The following is a 20,848-nucleotide window of genomic DNA, read 5'->3' on the forward strand; positions in this document are numbered from 1 at the left end:
CGATGCGGTTCCACAAGCAGCGAACCCTTGTATATGCTGGCGTCGCAAACCAGAAACATTCGTTTGCTTCACAAGCCTCTTGTACTATTATGAAGTCAAGTAGCGATACTTTTCAACTATTAAGGGTTGTAATTGCCGACCCTGAATCGCGGCTGCGCAGGTTTCGGGGATCAGCTCCATTCGGGCCACCATCGAGTTGGGTTTTTTTTCAGGTGCGTCCTGTCCGAATGGGACGAAATATATATTTTTGGCAGCCAACAACTTTGCCAAGTTGGCGGCATTCAAGCCCAACGCATCATTGGTGGAGATGGCGATCACCACGGGGCGTTGATTGCGCATCTGGGCTTTGGCCGCCATCAAAACGGGGCCATCCGTCAATGCATTGGCCAATCTCGCCAGCGAGTTGCCCGTACAGGGTGCGATGACGAGACAATCCAAGATTTTCTTCGGCCCGATCGGCTCCGCTTCCGGTACGGTGGATATGATCGGTTCCGGCGTGATCTCCTTGATCTGATGCAACCATTCCTCCGCTGTTCCGAACCGGCTATCCACCGTAGCCACCGTATGGGAGATGATCGGGATGACACGCGCCCCCAGTTGGACGAGTCGTCTCATCTGTGGCAACACTTCGTCATGGGTGCAGTGAGAACCGGTCAACGCAAATCCAATCGTTGTATCGTGCAGGTTCATATTTCCACCTCTTCCGTCCCTATGTCCTCCATCATCAGTCGGGTCATTGTTCGCGCCAGTATCCGCCCTGCCGTCTTGGGCGCCACGATGCCGGGAAGACTGGGTGCCAGCATTGCTTTGATTCCCCTCTTATCCGCGTACCCGAAATCAACGCCGCCGGGTTTGGACGCCAGGTCGATGATGACGGCGTGATGCGGCATCCGCGCAATCACTTGCGCCGTCACGACCAAGGAGGGAATGGTATTAAACAATAAGTCCACATCATGCACCTGCCGCGCCAAATCATATAAGTAAAAAGGCTGCAATCCCATCTCTGTTGCACGGGCCACATGCTCCGACCGTCGAACACCCACCCGAGTGTTCGCACCAAGCGCGCTCAACGTTCGTGCCAGCGTCAACCCGACGCGTCCCAGCCCCAACACCATTGACTTGGAACCGTGAATAGTGAAGTCGGTGTTTTGGATGGCCATCATCAGTGCACCTTCCACTGTCGGAATAGAGTTGTAGATGGCCACATCGTCCCGGTTCAGCAGTTCGATCAAACGGATCCCATGAGCCGCACAGAGATTCTGCAGGTACGGTTTGGCCATGCCGGCGTAGATGATAGCGTTACGGTGCAGGGATTGTATGTGCTCTTCCGTCAGGACCAATTTTTTGGAGGTGAAAACACTGTCCACCTGTCCGTGCTCATCCGTTCCCACAATCGGCAATACCAATATGTCCACCGTTTCCAGCAATTCATGGGTCAACTCGCGGTGGTTCGCTTCACTAAACGGCTTTTGCAGGTTGTCGAACCCGATCAAACTCACTGTGGCATTCAGTTCAATACAACTTTTGATCACTTCCAACTGACGGGCATCCCCGCCGAGGAACGCGACATGTTTCCCTGTCAGCATCCTCCAAGACCCCTTTCCCTTGGAGCGTTCACGAGACGTCCCCAGACGAACCCTTCCAATAGGAAATCGCCGCTGTATGATGCCATCATATGACAGGGTAAATGAATCGGTTACCGCCCTCTCTCGCCGGGATACCAACTGTTTCGTTCCCCAACGGAATCGACGATCACCATATCCGGCCCGATCTTACGAATCCTGCTCCAGGAAATGGTCAACATGTCCTGCCTTCGTTGAAACCACGAATGACCCACCGGAAACAGCAGTGATCCGATTTCTCCGGTCTGCGGGTCGATGAGCAGATCCGCCCGCCCCAATTCACCCAACCGTTGCCCGTTTTGCAAATCGATCAGCTCTTTTCCCGCCAGCTCGCTCCATCGCATCGCACTTCCTCCTTTTTCTTCATTCTGTTAACAGTGTATCGCCTCGTCCGAGCGGGTATGAAAAAAGCACCCTTTTCAGGGTGCCTTCTCTCACATTTGTTTCTTCTTTTCCTTGTAGTACTCAACAATCAGTGCGTCCAGTTTCTTGCTGATGGGCAGTAGGGTCGCTTCAGACAAATGCCGCGGATCGGTATCCGTTTGGTACAATTCCCCCCGCAACCGCTCCATTTCCTGTTCCAACACGGTCAAACGCGTCGGTTCCATCGTTTGTCCCCCCGCATTTTTCTTCAGATTCCGGTATGGCCGAAACCACCGCTGCCCCGGACGGTTTCGCTTAACTCCCTCGTCGGCATCAACCGAACTTGCGGCACTTGCTGAAAGACCAGCTGGGCAATCCGGTCACCGCGTTCAATGGTGAAGATTTCTTCCCCCAGGTTGATCAAGATGATTCTCAGCTCTCCCCGGTAATCGGCGTCGATCGTCCCCGGAGCATTCAGCACCGTGATTCCTTTTTTGAATGCCAAGCCGCTGCGTGGCCGAACCTGTGCCTCCAACCCGGGCGGCATTTCCAACGCAATCCCGGTAGGAATCAGTTTCCACTTCCCCGGCTCAATCAACAGCGGTTCCGTTACCGCCGCCCTGAGGTCGAAACCGCTGGCTTGTTCCGACATTTTTTCCGGCAGCGGCAAATCTTCGCAACCGGGAAGTTGGCGGATTCGCACTTCAAACAAGTCGATCCCTCCCATACGATGCGGGAATGTTTCCGGACGGGGAAATCAGGGCCATCGACAGCGGCTGAGAGAAAATCTCGCGGGCAATGGTGCGGACGTCCTCCAAGGTGATATCTTCCACGCGCGCCACCATCTCATCTAATGTAAGATGCCGACCGAGAAGCAACTCATTTTTACCCAACCGGCTCATCCGGTTGCTGGTGCTCTCCAGACCCAACATCATGCTTCCCTTCATCTGTTCCTTGGCCTTTTTCAACTCCGATTCTGTCACACCGTTTTCCCGAACATCCTCCAGTATACGAAGAATCAGATCGGTCACTTCTTCTTCCTGCCCGTGGGCCGTTCCCGCATATACAGCGAACAAGCCGCAATCGCGATACGCGGAATGATATGAGTAAACCGAATAGGCCAGCCCGCGCTCTTCCCGTATTTCCTGGAATAGCCGGGAGCTCATGTTGCCCCCGAGGATATTGTTGAGAAGGATAAAAGGATAAATGCGCTCATCAGCCAATGAGACACCGGGCAATCCCAAACAGAGATGGGTTTGTTCCGTCTGTTTTTGCCGGGTGATCACCTCATGAGAAAACGAGGGTGTCTGTTTCACTTCCACCGGCTGTTCACTTGTAAACGACGCAAAATAAGATTCCACCAATGACATGAAATCATCCGGCAGATGTCCTGCAAGGGCGATAACCAAATTGTCCGGCCGATAGTAACGATCACGATAGGACAACAGACGTCCGCGATCAAAAGAACGAACGTTGCTTTCACTGCCCAGAATGGGATAACCCAGCGGATGGTTTTTCAGAGCAACCGATGACAAAAGATCATGGATCAGATCATCCGGGGTGTCCTCCACCATCCGAATCTCTTCGACGATCACCTTTTGTTCTTTGGCGATTTCCCCTTCGGCAAACGTTGATTCAAAAAACATATCAGCCAAAATATCCAACGCGATCGGAAAATGCTGATCCAACACTTTGGCGTAATAGCACGTCATCTCCTTGGATGTAAAGGCATTCACCTGTCCGCCGATCTCATCAAACGCCTCGGCCAATTGACGCGCTGTCCGTTTCCGGGTTCCCTTAAACAGCATGTGCTCGATAAAGTGGGATATTCCGTTATCTTCTTCGGATTCGTGACGGGAACCGGCGCCGACCCACAACCCCAACGCCACAGAACGTACGTACGGAATTTGTTCGGCCACGACACGAACCCCGTTGGGCAATGTATGTTGAACGATCACGTTGATCCCCCTTATGGACTGCATCTGCTGTTGATTGGAAGAAAACGTCTTTTGGAGAGAGAAGTATCCCTACTATATCAAAACGGTGGAGCGGGCTCAACCGATTCCACCCTGCTGGAAGACAAAACTTCACTGACTGTTCCCAGTTTTATTCCATTATGCTTCATTACGCTTATGATTTGAGGCAGTGCTGTAACGGTTCGGTCGGTGGGATGCATCAGCACCAGCACACCGTTGGAGGCCCCCGCCTTCACACGCGCCGTCATCCATTCGGGTGTGGAAGTGGGACGCCAATCTACCGTGTCCACCGTCCACAACACCGTTTTCATATGCAAGCGAGCGGCTTCTTCCACGACCGCCTGATTGTAATCGCCGGCGGGCGGTGCGAACCATTGCGACCGAACCCCCAACGTCTGACGGATCAACTGCTCCGTCTTTTTCATCTCGAATCGCATCCGCTCCCGCGAGAGACGGCTCATCATCGGATGAGAATAGGCATGATTCCCGATCTCATGTCCGGCCTCCTTCAACCGTTTTGCATTGGACGGATGACGTTTCAACCACGATCCATCAAGGAAAAACGTCGCCTTGACCCGCTCTTTCCGAAGGATATTCAACATGGCGGGCAGATGTTCCGTCCCCCATGCCACATTGATCATCAACGCGGCCATGGGCTTTCGTTCATTGCCGCGATAGATCGGGTGGGGCCCCAGATCGTCCAGCGTCACTCGGGCGGGCACAACCCGGTAGATCCACTGTTTCGGCTCCGTCCATCCTTTACGCTTGGCCAAACGGTAGGTGGCTTCCACATCCACTTGAAGCCCGTCATAGCCCGGAATGGCTTTCCATACCCGATCGATCCGGGCATCGATCGGCGATTCCCCCCGTTTTTGCGCTTCCTGCCGGATCCGGGCATACAGGTCGTCGAAACTCCAAACCGGCTCGGCCTTTTCCTTGATCTGGCTCACATAAGAATCCACGGGTTCCGCTGAAACCAACCCCCACAACACCGGCAGACAGATCAACAAAAAAGCTCCTTTGGCCGTCCATCGCCTCACCGTTAGCCACCTCCCATCCGGGCTGGTACTAACGTATGCAGGCGATCCGTTCCCTATGCGGAGCTTGTACTCGAACAAATAAAAAAGAGGCAGATCGGCTCTGACTCTTTTTTGAAAAATTCCGGGTCCGCCCCGTCGGGCGGGGAAACGGGACCCTGTTCAGTTCTTGATCTTGATGTTGGGTTTCTCCTTCAATACCGCTTTGCGCGACAGATTGATCCGTCCCTGGTCGTCGATCTCCGTTACCTTGACCAGAATCGTGTCTCCCACTTTCACGACATCCGACACTTTGGCCACTCGATTTTCAGCCAGTTGCGAGATATGGACCAACCCTTCCTTGCCCGGCAGGACCTCGACAAAGGCGCCGTACTTCTCCACTCGCTTCACCGTGCCGAGATACGTTTCGCCCACTTCCACCTCGCGCACCAGGTCTTCGATGATTTTCTTGGCCGCTTCGTTTTGTTTTGGATCGGTGGAAGCGATGTAGATACGGCCGTCCTGCTCGATGTCGATTTTGACGCCCGTTTCGTCGATGATGCGGTTGATCACACGACCGCTCGGTCCGATCACGTCGCGGATCTTGTCCGGATGGATGCGCATCGTCAAGATTTTCGGAGCGTAAGGCGACAACTCCTGACGTGGTTCTGCGATCGCTTGTGCCATGTTGTCCAGAATCGTCATCCGCGCTTTACGTGCCTGTTCCAATGCTGCTTTCAAGATGTCACGGTCGATGCCTTTGATTTTAATATCCATCTGCAGGGCGGTGACCCCTTTGCGCGTGCCGGCCACTTTGAAGTCCATGTCACCCAAGTGGTCTTCCATACCCTGAATGTCGGTCAGCACCGCTACCCGGTCACCCTCTTTGACCAATCCCATCGCGATACCGGCCACCGGAGCCTTGATCGGCACACCCGCATCCATCAGCGCCAACGTGGACGCACAAATGCTGGCTTGGGAGGTGGAACCGTTGGACTCCAGTACTTCCGATACCAGCCGGATGGTGTACGGGAATTCGTCCTCAGACGGAATGACAGGTTCCAATGCGCGTTCACCCAACGCACCGTGACCGATTTCCCTCCGTCCCGGCGCCCGGATCGGTCGTGCCTCGCCGACACTGAAAGGCGGGAAATTGTAATGGTGCATGAACCGCTTGGACTCCTCCAGATCCAAACCGTCCAAAATCTGCACATCTCCCAGTGCACCCAGGGTACACACACTGAGCACTTGCGTCTGACCCCGCCGGAACAGACCAGAACCGTGCGTGCGCGGCAAAATGTGAACCTCACTGGATAGCGGCCGGATCTCTTCAGCGGTCCGTCCATCGGGCCGTTTGCCTTCCTCGAGAATCATGCGGCGCACTTCTTCTTTGAGGATGTCATGCAGCACATTCAGAATATCGGCTTCTTGCTCCGGATATTCCTCCGCAAGCGCCTCCAGCACTTCCTGATTGATCGCGTCGATCGCGTTTTGCCGTTCCTGTTTTTCCACGATTTGTGCCGCCTGGATCAGACGGTCCGTCGCCATCTCGCGGACACGGCGCTCCAGCTCTTCCGGCACCTCGTACAGCTCGGGCACCATTTTTTCCTTGCCGATTGCCCGCACGATTTCCTCCTGAAACTCGACCAATCGACGTACCGTCTCATGACCGTAGAGAATCGCTTCCAGGATATCTTCCTCCGGCACCTCGTTGGACCCGGCTTCCACCATGTTGATGGCGTCTTTCGTACCGGCCACCACGAGATGCATGTCACTTTTTTCCATCTGCTCCACCGTCGGGTTGATCACCAGTTTTCCATCCACCCGTCCGACGATCACGCCAGCGATCGGGCCGTCAAACGGGATGTCGGAAACAGACAGTGCGGCGGATGCTCCGATCATCGCGGCAATCTCGGAAGAACAATCCTGATCGACCGACAGGACCAAACAAACCACTTGCACCTCATTCCTGAAACCGTCAGGGAACAGCGGACGAATCGGACGGTCGATCAACCGGCTGGCCAACACCGCTTTTTCGCTCGGCCGCCCTTCACGTTTGATGAATCCGCCGGGTATCTTACCAACCGCGTACAAACGCTCTTCGTAGTTGACCGTCAGCGGGAAAAAGTCCGTATCCCTTGGTTCTTTGGAGGCTACTGCCGTCGCCAGGACCACTGTATCTCCATATCGCACCAGGACCGAACCATTGGCCTGATTGGCGTAACTGCCAAATTCCAGGACAAGTCGCCTGCCGGCCAATTCTGTCTCAAATTTTGCAGGTTCCATAACGAGTAAATATCCTCCTCTCAAACAGCACATTGCTAAATTTCTTCATTTAACCAGTATTTCCTGCCCCCGGTGGTTTTAGAGGGCATCTACTGAAAAAAGCGGGGAATACCCCGCTTTTTGTCACCGACGCAATCCCAGTTTTTCAATCAGTTGACGGTACCGCGTAATGTCTTTCTTTTTCAGGTAGTTGAGCAAGTTCCGGCGATGCCCCACCATTTTCAAGAGTCCGCGACGGGAATGGTGGTCTTTTTTGTGCTTTTTCAGGTGCTCGTTGAGTTCGTTGATCCGCTTCGTCAAAATGGCGATTTGCACTTCCGGGGATCCGGTGTCGTTCTCGTGCGTTTTGAACTCGTTGATGATTTCGCGCTTCCGTTCTTGGCTCAAGCTCATCGCCGTTTCACCTCCTTGTGATTGCGTATGCCCATAGCCCAGGTCATCGCCGAGGTGACTCGATCACCCGCGCCAGGGTCTGTCGTCACATCGAACCCATTCGTTCGAAGTGCCGAATAACAGTATAACATAAGTTCTATGCAAAATGGTACTCCTGAGATGAATTTTTGCCTCAGTTTCCCGGATCACTTCACACCTTAGCCCATCTGTTGGCCGATCCATCCGTGTGTTGTCAACCAGTTGCGCGCCTGTTCGACGTCCGCCTGAATCTGTTTGACCAATGCATCCACGGAATCGAATCGTTTTTCTTCCCGCAGAAAATGGAGGAATGCCACTTCCAGCGTTTGACCGTACAGGTCTTCGTTCACATCGAACAGATGCACTTCCAAAGTGTGCCGCGGAACGGGATCGTCAAAGGTCGGACGGGTCCCGATGTTCATCACGCCTGTATCGATCCGGCCATTCCGACGCACTTGCACCACATAAACCCCGTTTTTGGGGATCAGATACGGTCCCTCCGGTTGCACATTGGCCGTCGGAAAGCCGATGGTTCGCCCACGCCGGTCACCTTGGACCACTGTTCCCTTCAAAGTATAGGGACGTCCCAGAATGCGATGGGCCAGCTCCATTTCCCCATCGTCCAGTGCACGGCGCAACCGCGTACTGCTGACGGTTACGCCTTCATCCACTACCGGCATGACCACTTCGGCGACAAATCGGTCCTTTGCCAATACGCCCAGATCTTGCGCGCACCCTTGTGCACGATGGCCAAACCGAAAATTGAACCCGACGGCCACAGCCTGAACGCGAAGAGGAATCAACACATCTTCCACGAATGATTCTTTGGAAAGGCCAGCAAAATCCCGGTCGAACCTCATCACATATGTCCGGTCCACTCCCAGTTGCGCAAACTGCTCCAACTTTTCCGGAAGGGGGGTGAGGTATCGGGACATCTTGACCAGGCCCAACACTTCCCTGGGATGGGGATGGAACGTCATCACCGCTGTTTGGATCCCCCGCTCTTTTGCCATCCGTCGGGCTTGCCGAATCACTGCTTGATGTCCCAAATGGACACCGTCAAAATAGCCGATCGCCAACGCCACCGGAGGCACGGGCTCATTGGATTGTAACGGAAATCGCAGATGAATCGTCTCCATGTCGCTTCACCCATTCCGGAACACTTTTTCTGCCAAAGCGACACCGTCGTCATTTAAGCGGTAAATGCCGCAAAAACCGTGAGTGTCACCGTAGACCCGGATCAGACGCCCTTCCCAATCGCATCCGTCGACCGGGTCGCATTCAAGGGGCTGTCCGTTCAACACACCGGATTCGGCCCGCCCGGACACCACGACAGCCGGAAGATGACCCAGTACCGCATCGATCGGGTGAAGTACTTCGTCCCATCTTCCGTCTGCCGCCACTTCTGCCAATTCTTCCAATGTCACCGCATCTTCCAAGACAAAAGGGCCACTCTTTACCCGAATCAAGCGGGCCATGTGAGCGGGATAACCCAACGCTTTGCCGATGTCGACACACAGCGTCCGCACATAGGTGCCTCGGGAGCAGGTGACATCAAAGTCCACTTCGGGATAGGGTCCCTCCGGTTGAATCCGGGTAGCGCGCAAACGGTAAATGGTCACCTGTCTGGACGGGCGCTTGACTTCTTTCCCTTCGCGCGCCAACTCATATAACCGTTTTCCCTTTACCCTCACTGCCGAAAACATCGGTGGTACCTGTGTGATTGTACCATGGAAACGCTGGAACACCTCGTTTACAATAGCGGGATCGATGCGATCGACGGGACGATCCTCCAACACTTCCCCCGAGGCGTCCTCCGTATCGGTGGAACGGCCCAACACCATGGTACCGAGATACTGTTTGGGCAATTCCTGAATGTATTCTACAATTCTCGTGGCTTGTCCCAAACACACGGGAAGAACACCTTCCACGTCGGGGTCCAGCGTTCCGGTGTGGCCGACTCGCCTTTGTCCCGTCAGCTTGCGGATGCGGGCCACCACATCATGGGAAGTCATGCCGGGGGCTTTACGCACGGGGATGATACCGTGAATCGTCATGACACCACGCGCCGCAGGGCGCTGGCCACCTTTTGCAACACTTGCCGTTCCACTTCCCCGGCGCTTCCCATGATCGTGCAGCCGGCCGCCCGTGCATGACCGCCACCGCCCAATGTCTGGGCCAATGCGCCGACATCCACGATTCTGCGCGATCGAAAACTGACGCGGATTGTTTTCTCATTGACTTCACGGAACAGAATGCCCACATCAACGCCCATGACATTTCGGGCGTAATTGACGATGCCGTCCCAATCCTCTTCCTTGGCTCCCGTCGCTTCGATGTCTCGCCGGCGAATCCACATCCAAGCGATCTGCCCATCTTTGGACAGGCGCAGCGTTTCCAACGCTTTACGTAACAGTTGCAAATGCGCCAACGTAGTGGTTTCCAACACTTCCTCCGCAATCCGGTGTGCTTCCACCTTCCGATCGATCAGGTGGGCCGCTTGGTTCATCACCCGAGGGGTGGTGTTGGCATAGCGAAAACCGCCCGTGTCAGTCAATAACCCGGTGTAAATGCAGGTGGCCAATTCCTGGGTCCACTCCAATCCCATCGATTCGACCCAATCGTACAGCACTTGCGCCGTCGCCGCCGCATCCGGGATGACCACGTTGACAGTGCCGAAGCGATCATTGGTGGCGTGATGGTCGATGTTGAGAATGTGCACATCCCGGGCGAACACCTTCCGACACTCCCCCATGCGATCAGCATCCGCCGCATCCACCGCGATCACATGGGAAAACGGCGCCTCGGTACGAAGATCTTCCGGAGATCGGATTTGATTACAATCCGGAAGAAATTGATATTTCTGCGGGATGGCGGATTCATTGATCATCACATAGCGTTTTCCCAATTGTTTCAGGATTTGCCCAACCGCCAGGGTCGAACCGATCGCGTCGCCGTCGGGATTGACATGGGAAACCACGAGGAACCGGTCAGCGTCCTGAACGAAACGGGTGGCCGCCTCCAATTGATTATTGGTCTCCCGCATCATTCGTTTTCACTTCTCTCAACAATTGGTTGATGTATTGACCGTGTTCGATGGATTCATCCACCTTGAAGACCAGCTCGGGTGTATGACGCAAGGTAATGCGGCGCCCGATCTCAGATCGGATGAAACCTTTGGCTTTGTTCAATGCCGCCAAGGTATTTTTCTTTTGCTCTTCGTCACCCATGACGCTGACATACACTTTGGCGTGCTGGAGATCCCCACTCATTTCCACCGAGGTGATCGTAACAAATCCGATGCGGGGGTCTTTCAGTTCCTGCTGCAAAATCTGGCTCAACTCTTTTTTGATCTGTTCGCCGACGCGACTCACGCGGATGCGAGCCATCGCCGATACCTCCTCCTGGTGATCTACACGAATGATAGTTCCGCGTGCAATATTTCCAATCCATCCAGCTCCTCCAGCAGACGCAAAGCCTGCCGAAGCTCCTGTTCCACCACTTTTTTGCTGGAGCCGACTCCAGCCATGGCCAAGCGGGTGCGTTGGCGGTCGTCTTGAAACCCGACTTCCGCCACCGACAGGTTAAACCGGTGTTGAATCCGGCTGATCCCGCTCTTGATCACCCGACGCTTCTCTTTGAGCGAGGTGGAACCGATAATCCGTCCCTCACATTCCTGAATGCCGACGTACACGTTCACCGCTCCACTTCTTGGATGACGTACACTTCGACTACATCGCCCTCTTTAATGTCGTTAAAGTTTTTCAAGGTTAAACCGCACTCATATCCTTGAGCTACTTCACGCACATCGTCTTTGAAGCGTTTCAGCGTATCGATCTCCCCTTCGTGTACCACGATGCCGTCGCGGATCAAGCGCACTTTTCCGTCGCGAACGATTTTGCCTTCCGTGACGTAGCAACCGGCAATCGTTCCGATCCGGGAGACTTTGAAGATCTGGCGCACTTCTGCCGAACCGACCACTTTTTCTTCGTATTCGGGGTCCAGCATTCCCTTCATCGCCGCTTCAATTTCTTCGATCACATCGTAGATCACGCGGTGCAGTCGAATATCCACTTTTTCCTGTTCCGCCGCGGCCCGGGCATTCGTTTCCGGCCGAACGTTGAAACCGATGATGATCGCATTGGAAGCGGATGCCAGAATAATGTCGGATTCGGTGATCGCACCCACAGCGGAGTGGATGATCTTTACCCGAACCCCTTCGACATCGATCTTCTCCAAGGCGCCGCGCAGTGCTTCCACCGAACCCTGCACGTCGGCCTTGATGATGATATTGAGCTCCTTCACTTCGCCTTCCTGAATCTGCTTGTACAGATCATCCAACGTGACGCGACTTTGCGCACGCAGCTCCTGTTGCCGCTGTTTCTCAGCCCGCTTTTCGGCGATGGCCCGTGCTTTTTTCTCGTCTTCAAAGACCATGAACGCATCCCCGGCATTCGGCACGTCCTGCAATCCCAAAATTTCCACCGGTGTGGACGGCGGGGCCGCTTTGACCCGGCGTCCGCGGTCGTTGACCATCGCCCGTACTTTACCGAAGTAGTTGCCGGCCACAATGCTGTCGCCGACTCGCAACGTCCCGTTCTGCACCAACACGGTGGCTACGGGGCCGCGTCCCTTGTCCAGCTCGGCTTCGATGACGACGCCGCGGGCACGTTTATTGGAGTTGGCTTTCAATTCCTGCACTTCCGCCACAAGCAGAATCATTTCCAGAAGCTCGTCGATCCCTTCACCTTTGAGTGCGGACACAGGGACAAAAATGGTGTCACCGCCCCATTCTTCCGGCACCAAACCGTGTTCCATCAATTGTTGTTTGACGCGGTCCGGGTTGGCATCCGGTTTGTCCATTTTATTCACCGCCACGATGATCGGCACGTCCGCCGCCTTGGCGTGGTTGATCGCCTCCACGGTCTGTGGCATCACACCGTCATCCGCAGCGACGACCAGTACGGTGATGTCCGTCACCTTGGCTCCGCGCGCCCGCATCGTCGTGAACGCAGCATGACCCGGGGTGTCGAGGAACGTAATTTTCTTGCCGTTGGCTTCCACTTGATATGCTCCGATGTGCTGGGTAATGCCACCGGCTTCTCCCGCCGTGATGTTGGAGTGGCGAATCGTGTCCAACAGCGTGGTTTTTCCGTGGTCCACGTGCCCCATGATGGTGACCACGGGCGGACGCTCTTGCAAATCTTCGGGCGCATCGATTTCTTCGATTTCTTCAAAGGCCGATTCGTCGATCTCCTCTTTTACTTTTACCTTGATGCCGTATTCCTCCGCTACCAGGGTAATCGTATCCGTATCGATTTCCTGGTTAATGGTGGCCATTACACCGAGCCCCATCAACTTGCGGATCACATCGGCAGCTTCCCGACGCATCAGTTTGGCTGCTTCACCGACGGTCATCGGTCCCGAAATCTCAATTTCCGACGGCAGTTTTGGCGCCGGTTTCTCCCACTGCTGAGGACGGCGATTCCGATCTTTTTGTTTTTTGCCCCGTCCTTTTTTTCCGCCGTTCTCGCGGTTGTCAAACGTACCTTTCCGTGAAGGTTTTCCTTTGACACCGACTGTTTCCCCATTGTCGTTTGCTGCTTTGTTCCGTTGTTTCTTCATGTTCACCTCTTTGTTCTTCCCACCCATGTTTTTTTGCTCCGTCACTTTCGCTTGTCCTTTGATTTCCCCTTGTGATTTGGACGATCCGTTCGGTCGCTTATTGCCGGACGTACCGGCCGGTTTCGCTTTGCCTGGAGTGTTTTGCTCCTTCACTTTTTTGATGAACTGTTCCACCTTTTGCACCATTTGATCGTCCATCACACTCATATGGTTATTCACATTGATGTTCATCCGTTGCAGGATGGTTAATACTTCTTTACTGCTCATATTCATCTGTTTCGCATATTCGTATACACGAAGTTTGGTCAAACTCGTCACCCCCGTCTGTTACTCTGCCTTCTGCCTCATCGCACGGGCAAAACCGGGGTCAGTGAGCGCAATCACCACCCGTTCCGGCTTCCCGATCGCTCTTCCCAGTTCAGTCCGTGTCCCCATATGCCAGAGGGGAACATCATAGTAGGAACATTTATCAGTAAACCGCTTCCGCGTGTTGTCGGAAGCATCTTCCGCCAAGATCACCGCGGCGGCTTGACCCGACCGGATCGCCCGCAGCACCGCTTCCTCTCCGGTCACGACTTTCCCCGCACGCTGCGCCAAGCCGAGCAGTTGTAACCGTTTATCCATGCAAATTCACCCGTGACAACTCTTCTTGTAACCGATCGTAGATCGAATCGTCCACCTGCACTTTGAGTGCCCGGTCCAGCGCCTTTTTCTTTTTGGCCAGCCGGAAGCACTCCTCCTTTCCGCACAGATAAGCGCCTCGACCCGATTTTTTCCCGGTGGGGTCAATCAGGATCTCTTGCTCAGGTGTCCGAACCACTCGAATCAGTTCCTTTTTCGGCATCATTTCTTGACACGCGACACATTTGCGCATCGGTACCTTTCTGGTCCGCATCGCTCCGTCCACCTCCTTCAGATGGATGGAAGTTGTTACGATGAAGGCTTATGCGTTCTCTTCTTCCGTCGTTTCCACATCCGATTCCAAGGTGTCGTTTACTTCATCAACATTTGCTTCTTCCTGCGCTTCCGATTCGCTCTTGATGTCGATCTTCCAACCAGTCAATTTGGCCGCCAGCCGGGCATTCTGACCTTCTTTGCCGATGGCTAACGACAGTTGATGGTCCGGCACAACCACACGAGCTACTTTTTCATCCTCCTGGATGTCCACACTGATCACCTTGGATGGACTGAGCGCGTTGGCCACGAATTCCTGCGGATCATCGGAGTAGCGGACGATGTCAATTTTCTCGCCGCGCAGCTCATTCACCACAGTCTGCACACGCATGCCGCGGTGTCCCACGCAAGCGCCTACCGGGTCCACCTGTTCATCCCGGGACGACACTGCGATTTTGGAACGGAAGCCGGCTTCTCTCGCCACCGACTTGATTTCGACAATCCCTTCGTAGATTTCCGGCACTTCCAGTTCAAATAACCGTTTCAAAAGACCAGGATGCGTACGGGAAACATAGATCATCGGTCCTTTGGTCGATTTCTCGACGCGGGTGATGTACGTTTTCACCCGTTCACCCTGTTTGAAGCGCTCACCCGGCATCGTTTCGTTGTACGGCAGGAGCGCCTCCACCTTGCCCAGATCGATATAGTACTGTCGATGATCGGCCCGCTGCACCACGCCGGTGACGATATCCTCCTCGCGATCTACGAACTCGTCATAGATGATATTGCGTTCTGCTTCGCGAATGCGTTGGGTGACCACTTGTTTGGCGGTCTGGGCGGCAATCCGTCCGAAATCTTTCGGTGTCACTTCAATTTCGACGATGTCATCGAGCTGATAGGCAGGATTGATCTCCCTGGCAGCCTCCAGCGATATCTCCAACCGCGGATCCGTCACCTCATCAACGACTGTTTTCCGAGCAAATACGCGCACCACGCCGGTTTCACGGTCGATGTCCACCCGCACGTTCTGTGCGGAGTGGAAATTGCGTTTGTAACCGGAGATCAGTGCGGCTTCCAATGCCTCGATCAACACGTCCTTACTGATGCCTTTCTCTTTTTCCAGCTGATTGAGGGCCTCGATGAACTCTGCATTCATCGGAATCGTTCTCCTCCCTTCAATTAAAAAACAATGGCCAACCGTGCTTTCGACACTTTGTCAAACGGAATTTCCACCGGTTTGCCTTCGACCTCGACCGTGAGCACATCCGGCGCGTATGCGGTCAGCGTTCCCTCAAACTTGTTACGCCCGGCGACCGGCTCCAACGTGGTGATATGGACGAATTTTCCCACGGCCCGCTCAAAATCCCGCGGTTTTTTCAGCGGCCGTTCCGCCCCAGGTGAAGAGACCTCCAGGAAATAGGCCCCGGGAATGGGGTCGACACGGTCCAGTTCTTCGCTCAGTTTTTCACTGACGCGGCTGATGTCGTCCAAGTCGACGCGTCCCTCGATTTTATCGATGAACAAACGCAAATACCAGTTCTTTCCTTCTTTTTGAAACGTGATGTCGACCAGTTCCAGCCCTTCCGCTGCCAAAATGGGGGCCGCCAACTGTTCCACCGTTTCCACTACCTGCTGGCTCAACCCGCACCCTCCTTCATGTGTGCCTTTCTTGTCCGGAACCCATGCGACAAAGCGAAAGAGTGGGTTGTAACCCACTCTTTTCGGCCGGACGTTATCTACGCTACAGTTTAGCCAAAATCATTATATCACAATCATTTCGTCGGATGCAATGAAACTGGAACGGTGTGGCAAAAAGGCGGGGAAACTTGACACGCGTTCGATGAAGGCGTCTGGACCTGCTTGAGTCACTACGTTTTCCCGAACGAACGGAGAACCGGAAGACGGGAATATAATCGCGAGCAATTCTCCCTCAAATGAAGCGAACATTGCCCGCGCCCCGTGCTTCCGGTTCGGATCAGGGATTTAAAACAGTGTCAACTGGTTGCTCTCCGGCAATCCCTCGAGACAGCCCAGTTTTTTGAGCACTTCCACCACCGCACTGGATATGCGGCTCCGCTTTTGCAAGTCTTCAATGGAGAGAAACTCACCCTGCTCTCGTGCCTGTACGATATTGCGTGCCGCGTTTTCCCCGATACCGGAAACGGAGGAGAACGGCGGCAGCAAGCGGTCGCCGTCCACCTGGAACCGGGTGGCGTCGGAGCGATACAGATCGATGTTGCCGAACTTGAGGCCGCGGGCCAACATCTCCTGCGCCGATTCCAACACGGTGAGCAAGCCCTTTTCCTTGGCCGTGGCGGCGTTGCCCTTTTCCAGGATCTCCTCGATCTGGAGACGAATTGCATCTTTGCCCTTGAGCACCAGCTCCAGGTCAAAATCGTCGGCACGAACCGAGAAATAGGTCGCGTAATACTCCGCCGGATAGTACACTTTGAACCAGGCGATCCGCACCGCCATCATCACGTAAGCCACCGCGTGTGCTTTGGGGAACATGTATTTGATCTTGCGGCAGGATTCGATGTACCATTCCGGCACATTATGTTGCCGCATGAAATCGGCCTCTTCGTCGGTCAGACCTTTCCCTTTCCGCACCTTCTCCATGATCTTAAACGCTTTGGAGGGTGGTAGTCCCTTATAGATCAGATAAACCATGATGTCGTCCCGGGTAGAGATCACCTCGGACAGCTTCGCCGTACCGCTGCGGATCAAGTCTTGGGCGTTGTTGAGCCACACATCGGTCCCGTGGGACAAACCGGAGATACGGACCAGTTCGCCAAACGTGGTCGGCTTGGTGTCCTCCAGCATCTGACGGACAAAACGGGTGCCGAACTCGGGAATGCCCAGGGTGCCCATCGTATTGCCGCCCAAGTCCTCCGGTGTCACCCCGAGTGACTCGGTTCCACTGAACAACTTCAGCACCTCGGGATCATCGGTCGGGATCGTTTTAGGATCCACACCGGTCAAATCCTGCAACATGCGAATCACCGTTGGATCATCGTGTCCCAGGATATCCAGTTTCAACAGGCGGCCGCTGATCGCATGGTAATCGAAGTGCGTCGTGATCGTCTCCGATTTGGGATCGTCCGCCGGACGCTGAATGGGTGTAAAATCGTACACTTCCCGGTTGTTGGGAATAACCATCAGCCCGCCGGGATGCTGCCCGGTTGTCCGCTTCACCCCGCTGCATCCACGTACCATGCGCTCGATTTCTGCATTGCGCCAATTGAGCTGGCGTTCTTCCTGGTACTTTTTCACGAATCCGTATGCCGTCTTTTCAGCCACTGTCGAAATCGTTCCGGCACGATACACGTAATCCTTGCCGAACAATTCCTCGGTGTATTTATGAGCACGGGGCTGGTACTCCCCGGAGAAGTTCAAATCGATATCGGGCACCTTGTCCCCCTCGAATCCGAGAAACGTCTCAAACGGAATATCGTGCCCATCTTTTTTCAACGGCGTTCCACACTCTGGACAATCCTTGCGTGGCAAGTCGAAACCGGACGCCACCGAACCGTCGGTGATGAATTCATTGTATTTGCAGTTGGGACAGATGTAGTGCGGCGGCAAGGGATTTACCTCGGTAATCGAACTCATCGTCGCCACAAAAGACGATCCGACCGACCCCCGCGATCCAACCAGGTATCCGTCGGACAGCGATTTGGTCACCAATTTATGAGCGATGAGATAAATAACGGCAAAACCGTGCTTGATAATGCTGCCCAGTTCCTTTTCCAACCGCTCGCGCACGATATCCGGAAGCGGATCACCGTACGTGTTTTTCGCCGTCTCATAACAGATGCGCCGCAGTTCCTCGTCCGCGCCTTCGATGATCGGCGTGTGCAATTCATCGGGGAAAGGCTTCAGCTCTTCCACCATGTCAGCGATCTTGCGCGGATTGGCCACCACCACCTCAAATGCCTTGTCTTCGCCGAGATACGAAAACTCCTCCAACATTTCGTCGGTGGTGCGGAAATAGACTTTGGGCAACGGATCGGTTTGACGGAAACGATTGTCGTTGGCCACCAAAATCTCACGGTATATCGCATCCCACTCGTCAAGGTAGTGGGCATTGGACGTGGCCACCACCGGTTTGCCCAGCTTCTCTCCGATCTCCACCAACAGGCGGTTAGCCTCGCGCAGACGCTCCTCACTTTCGACGATTCCTTTTTCGATCAGGTGGCGGTTCACTTCCACCGGTTGGATTTCCAGGTAATCGTAGAACTGCGCAATCTCTTCCACTTCCTGCGGTGACTTTTGCAATGCCGCCTCGTACAGCTCCCCTTTCTCACAACCGGACCCGATGATCAACCCTTCCCGGTGTTTGATCAGTTCACTGCGCGGAATGCGCGGTGTTTTGTTACCGAAGTATTTCAAATGGGAAAGCGAAATCAGTTTGTACAGGTTTTTCAAGCCGGTCTCATTTTGGACGAGTATAATCGCATGAAACGGCCGCAACCGGCTGATATCCCGGTCACCGGTGAAATCGTTCAGCTGATCGAGATACCGGATATTCCGTTCGACGCAGTCGACGATCATCTTCCACGTGAGGTATCCGGTCGCTTCCGCGTCATAGATGGCCCGGTGGTGTTGTTCCAGATGGATGTCAAACTGTTTACAGAGAGTGTTCAGTCGGTAGTTTTTCATCCCCGGATAGAGAAAGCGGGCCAATTCCAATGTGTCGATGACGGGGTTGGTCACCGGCTGCCGCCCCATCCTTTTTACTCCCATCTGCAAGAAGCCCATATCGAAACGGGCGTTGTGAGCCACCAGGACGCTGTCACCGACAAACTCCAGAAAACGGGACAGCACGTCCTCCACTTCCGGTGCACCTTCCAACATGTCGTCTGTGATCCCGGTCAGTTCCGTAATCTGAGCCGTCAGTGGACGGTGCGGGTTGGCAAACGACTCGAAACGGTCGATGATTTCACCGTTTTTCACCTTGACCGCAGCCAGCTCGATAATCGTGTCGTGCACCGCAGACAAGCCAGTCGTCTCCACGTCGAACACCACATACGTATCCTCTTTCAGCTCACGGTGGGCGGCGTTCATCACAATCGGTACCCCATCGTCCACCACATACGCCTCGACACCCAGAATCACCTTGATGCCGTGCTTTTTCCCCGCACTGTAGGCTTCGGGAAATGCCTGCACAACACCGTGATCAGTGACCGCCACCGCCGGGTGACCCCATTCGGCCGCCCGTTTGATCATGTCACCGGCATCGTATACACCGTCCATCGCACTCATCGACGTGTGCAGATGCAACTCCACCCGCTTTTCTTCAGCTGTGTCCACCCTGCGTACCGGGTCCGTCTCACGCAAGTCATTTGCGATCAACACCAGCTCACGGGCAAAGGTATCAAACTGGACGGAGCCGCGCGCCTTCACCCACATACCGTCTTTGACGCGGGACAACATAGCCGCGTCTTCCTTATCGCGGGCAAACACCTTGACTTGAATCGAATCCGTAAAATCGGTGAGGTTAAACGTCAACAGCGTCCGTCCGCTCCGCAGTTCGCGCACCTCGGAGTTGAAAACTTCCCCCTTGATGGCGACGCGTCTCTCTTCTTCCTGAATCTGTCTGATCGGAATTGGTTCATCCTGAAAGTCGTATCCGATCGCCAGCTCTTCCGGTTCGTGGACCGGTGGTTCCGTCGACCCTGACTTCGCTTCCTCGCGCTTAACCAACGCTTCCTCCACCAATGCGCGCATCGCTTCTTCCTGTTGTTCGCGGAACCGCTCCTCCGCCGTTTCGGCTTGTTCACTCGACAGGATCACCGAAATGCGTCCACCGGAAAGATCCTGCAAATAGGAGGCGATTGCATCGTCCACCCGTTTTTGACGCGCCATATTCAACATCATCGGATTGGGAAACACGATGGTGAGCCGATCCCGTTCCCAGTTCCAAGTTGCTTTGCCCAACCAACCAGCCGCGGCGGTGGATACGTTCTCGGCCACGTGATGCCGGATCACCTGCCAGTAGACCTCCAGCAGCTGGTTCATTTCCACATGATCAAAGCGGACCTTGAGCGAAACGCGGGCATACTCCTGAAATGCCCGGGAAATCCGCTCTTGCGCCTCCTGTACGATATGCGGAGGTACCAACCGGGGCAAGCGAAGAAGGATCGTCCATGACTGCCTCTTGCGACTGACCCGAACCTTTTCTATGTACGCACCCGAAAAATGCTCGTTCCACCACTCTGGTGACAGATTGCCATGTGCCAACAACTTCTCCAGTTTGAGAGCCGCAGAAGACATCGTCCGGTTCACCTCCCTACCATTTCGTCTCTTAAGAGTGTATCAGAAAGAGAAATAGGCGACTAGGCATCTCTGGTAAATCCGTAAGGTAGCAAATACTTTCCATGGTGAGCGAAGACCCGGAAAGCGCAGGAATGAATTCGCGGGAAACTTCCCCTAAGCGAAGCGTACTTTGCCCGCATTTTGTGCCCCGGGGCGTAGCGGCCAGACCTGCTTCCCTGCAGGGCGCAGGTGGAACAAGCCGGGAAAACAATTGGTCAGTATTCACCTAACACGCTCAAGGAGGTCGTTCGCTTCAGGTGCGGACATTTCGAAAATGATCAAAGCCCCAACGGGAACCGACAATCAGGGCTTTGCAAAATGAAACCCCCGAAGGAAA

General features: G+C 54.4%; 19 protein-coding genes and 2 pseudogenes. All 21 read right to left on the reverse strand.

Annotated features, from left to right (window positions below; genetic code table 11):
• Positions 1 to 87: 87 nt before the first annotated feature.
• A complete protein-coding gene (locus KI215_RS09035) occupies positions 88 to 690 on the reverse strand; it encodes a dipicolinate synthase subunit B (protein ID WP_212772433.1) in 603 nt (200 codons plus the stop codon).
• Entirely contained in the window at positions 687 to 1,586 is a 900-nt protein-coding gene (dpsA, locus tag KI215_RS09040) for a dipicolinate synthase subunit DpsA (protein WP_212772434.1), read from the reverse strand. The genes KI215_RS09035 and dpsA overlap by 4 nt, the downstream gene beginning before the upstream one ends.
• A gap of 110 nt (positions 1,587 to 1,696) precedes the next feature.
• Positions 1,697 to 1,966, reverse strand: coding sequence for a YlmC/YmxH family sporulation protein (locus KI215_RS09045; RefSeq protein WP_212772435.1), 270 nt, complete (start codon positions 1,964 to 1,966; stop codon positions 1,697 to 1,699).
• A 90-nt stretch (positions 1,967 to 2,056) separates the two neighbouring features.
• Entirely contained in the window at positions 2,057 to 2,230 is a 174-nt protein-coding gene (locus KI215_RS09050; RefSeq protein WP_212772436.1) for an aspartyl-phosphate phosphatase Spo0E family protein, read from the reverse strand.
• A 23-nt stretch (positions 2,231 to 2,253) separates the two neighbouring features.
• Positions 2,254 to 2,712, reverse strand: a complete 459-nt coding sequence (gene dut, locus KI215_RS09055; RefSeq protein WP_212772437.1) for a dUTP diphosphatase — start codon at positions 2,710 to 2,712, stop codon at positions 2,254 to 2,256.
• Positions 2,690 to 3,943: a M16 family metallopeptidase gene (locus KI215_RS09060; protein ID WP_212772438.1), complete on the reverse strand. Its 1,254-nt coding sequence runs from the start codon at positions 3,941 to 3,943 to the stop codon at positions 2,690 to 2,692. Before KI215_RS09060 ends, dut begins: the two co-directional genes overlap by 23 nt.
• A gap of 77 nt (positions 3,944 to 4,020) precedes the next feature.
• The gene (locus KI215_RS09065; RefSeq protein WP_212772439.1) at positions 4,021 to 5,001 is read right to left on the reverse strand and encodes a polysaccharide deacetylase family protein; all 981 of its coding nucleotides are present in this window, start codon (positions 4,999 to 5,001) and stop codon (positions 4,021 to 4,023) included.
• Positions 5,002 to 5,160: 159 nt separating this feature from the next.
• A complete protein-coding gene (locus KI215_RS09070; RefSeq protein WP_212772440.1) occupies positions 5,161 to 7,263 on the reverse strand; it encodes a polyribonucleotide nucleotidyltransferase in 2,103 nt (700 codons plus the stop codon).
• 123 nt (positions 7,264 to 7,386) lie between these two features.
• Positions 7,387 to 7,656 carry a 30S ribosomal protein S15 gene (gene rpsO, locus KI215_RS09075; RefSeq protein ID WP_212772441.1) on the reverse strand — a complete coding sequence of 90 codons (270 nt, stop codon included), beginning with the start codon at positions 7,654 to 7,656 and terminating at the stop codon, positions 7,387 to 7,389.
• Positions 7,657 to 7,853: 197 nt separating this feature from the next.
• A complete protein-coding gene (locus tag KI215_RS09080; RefSeq protein WP_212772442.1) occupies positions 7,854 to 8,813 on the reverse strand; it encodes a bifunctional riboflavin kinase/FAD synthetase in 960 nt (319 codons plus the stop codon).
• 6 nt (positions 8,814 to 8,819) lie between these two features.
• Positions 8,820 to 9,731: a tRNA pseudouridine(55) synthase TruB gene (truB, locus tag KI215_RS09085; protein WP_212772443.1), complete on the reverse strand. Its 912-nt coding sequence runs from the start codon at positions 9,729 to 9,731 to the stop codon at positions 8,820 to 8,822.
• On the reverse strand, positions 9,728 to 10,723 hold the full coding sequence (locus KI215_RS09090) for a DHH family phosphoesterase (protein ID WP_246512069.1): 996 nt from the start codon (positions 10,721 to 10,723) through the stop codon (positions 9,728 to 9,730). Before KI215_RS09090 ends, truB begins: the two co-directional genes overlap by 4 nt.
• Positions 10,704 to 11,063, reverse strand: coding sequence for a 30S ribosome-binding factor RbfA (rbfA, locus tag KI215_RS09095; RefSeq protein ID WP_212772444.1), 360 nt, complete (start codon positions 11,061 to 11,063; stop codon positions 10,704 to 10,706). The genes KI215_RS09090 and rbfA overlap by 20 nt, the downstream gene beginning before the upstream one ends.
• Before the next feature lie 23 nt (positions 11,064 to 11,086).
• On the reverse strand, positions 11,087 to 11,374 hold the full coding sequence (locus KI215_RS09100) for a DUF503 domain-containing protein (protein WP_246512070.1): 288 nt from the start codon (positions 11,372 to 11,374) through the stop codon (positions 11,087 to 11,089).
• Positions 11,371 to 13,098: pseudogene (gene infB / locus KI215_RS09105) on the reverse strand (translation initiation factor IF-2); the annotation flags it as partial. The gene KI215_RS09100 and the pseudogene infB, both read right to left, overlap by 4 nt.
• A 401-nt stretch (positions 13,099 to 13,499) precedes the next feature.
• Positions 13,500 to 13,608: pseudogene (locus KI215_RS16325) on the reverse strand (translation initiation factor IF-2 N-terminal domain-containing protein); the annotation flags it as partial.
• 18 nt (positions 13,609 to 13,626) lie between these two features.
• A complete protein-coding gene (locus KI215_RS09110; RefSeq protein ID WP_212772446.1) occupies positions 13,627 to 13,923 on the reverse strand; it encodes a YlxQ family RNA-binding protein in 297 nt (98 codons plus the stop codon).
• Positions 13,916 to 14,194 carry an RNase P modulator RnpM gene (rnpM, locus tag KI215_RS09115; protein ID WP_212772447.1) on the reverse strand — a complete coding sequence of 93 codons (279 nt, stop codon included), beginning with the start codon at positions 14,192 to 14,194 and terminating at the stop codon, positions 13,916 to 13,918. The genes KI215_RS09110 and rnpM overlap by 8 nt, the downstream gene beginning before the upstream one ends.
• 48 nt (positions 14,195 to 14,242) lie before the next feature.
• Positions 14,243 to 15,349, reverse strand: a complete 1,107-nt coding sequence (gene nusA / locus KI215_RS09120; protein ID WP_212772448.1) for a transcription termination factor NusA — start codon at positions 15,347 to 15,349, stop codon at positions 14,243 to 14,245.
• A gap of 23 nt (positions 15,350 to 15,372) precedes the next feature.
• Positions 15,373 to 15,834 (reverse strand): ribosome maturation factor RimP, encoded by a 462-nt coding sequence (rimP, locus tag KI215_RS09125; protein WP_205494385.1) that lies wholly within the window; start codon positions 15,832 to 15,834, stop codon positions 15,373 to 15,375.
• A gap of 342 nt (positions 15,835 to 16,176) precedes the next feature.
• Positions 16,177 to 20,469 carry a PolC-type DNA polymerase III gene (locus KI215_RS09130; RefSeq protein ID WP_212772449.1) on the reverse strand — a complete coding sequence of 1,431 codons (4,293 nt, stop codon included), beginning with the start codon at positions 20,467 to 20,469 and terminating at the stop codon, positions 16,177 to 16,179.
• Between the last annotated feature and the right edge of the window lie 379 nt (positions 20,470 to 20,848).

It is taken from the genome of Polycladomyces abyssicola, assembly GCF_018326425.1.
GTDB classification, from domain to species: Bacteria; Bacillota; Bacilli; order Thermoactinomycetales; family JIR-001; genus Polycladomyces; species Polycladomyces abyssicola.

Excerpts from the sequence above, each read along its gene's own strand:
- KI215_RS09035 (WP_212772433.1), bottom strand. The coding sequence starts at position 690 with ATGAACCTGCACGATACAACGATTGGATTTGCGTTGACCGGTTCTCAC.
- dpsA (WP_212772434.1), bottom strand. The coding sequence starts at position 1,586 with ATGCTGACAGGGAAACATGTCGCGTTCCTCGGCGGGGATGCCCGTCAG.
- KI215_RS09045 (WP_212772435.1), bottom strand. The coding sequence starts at position 1,966 with ATGCGATGGAGCGAGCTGGCGGGAAAAGAGCTGATCGATTTGCAAAAC.
- KI215_RS09050 (WP_212772436.1), bottom strand. The coding sequence starts at position 2,230 with ATGGAACCGACGCGTTTGACCGTGTTGGAACAGGAAATGGAGCGGTTG.
- dut (WP_212772437.1), bottom strand. The coding sequence starts at position 2,712 with ATGGGAGGGATCGACTTGTTTGAAGTGCGAATCCGCCAACTTCCCGGT.
- KI215_RS09070 (WP_212772440.1), bottom strand. The coding sequence starts at position 7,263 with ATGGAACCTGCAAAATTTGAGACAGAATTGGCCGGCAGGCGACTTGTC.
- rpsO (WP_212772441.1), bottom strand. The coding sequence starts at position 7,656 with ATGAGCTTGAGCCAAGAACGGAAGCGCGAAATCATCAACGAGTTCAAA.
- KI215_RS09080 (WP_212772442.1), bottom strand. The coding sequence starts at position 8,813 with ATGGAGACGATTCATCTGCGATTTCCGTTACAATCCAATGAGCCCGTG.
- truB (WP_212772443.1), bottom strand. The coding sequence starts at position 9,731 with ATGACGATTCACGGTATCATCCCCGTGCGTAAAGCCCCCGGCATGACT.
- KI215_RS09090 (WP_246512069.1), bottom strand. The coding sequence starts at position 10,723 with ATGATGCGGGAGACCAATAATCAATTGGAGGCGGCCACCCGTTTCGTT.
- rbfA (WP_212772444.1), bottom strand. The coding sequence starts at position 11,063 with ATGGCTCGCATCCGCGTGAGTCGCGTCGGCGAACAGATCAAAAAAGAG.
- KI215_RS09110 (WP_212772446.1), bottom strand. The coding sequence starts at position 13,923 with ATGGATAAACGGTTACAACTGCTCGGCTTGGCGCAGCGTGCGGGGAAA.
- rnpM (WP_212772447.1), bottom strand. The coding sequence starts at position 14,194 with ATGCGGACCAGAAAGGTACCGATGCGCAAATGTGTCGCGTGTCAAGAA.
- nusA (WP_212772448.1), bottom strand. The coding sequence starts at position 15,349 with ATGAATGCAGAGTTCATCGAGGCCCTCAATCAGCTGGAAAAAGAGAAA.
- KI215_RS09130 (WP_212772449.1), bottom strand. The coding sequence starts at position 20,469 with ATGTCTTCTGCGGCTCTCAAACTGGAGAAGTTGTTGGCACATGGCAAT.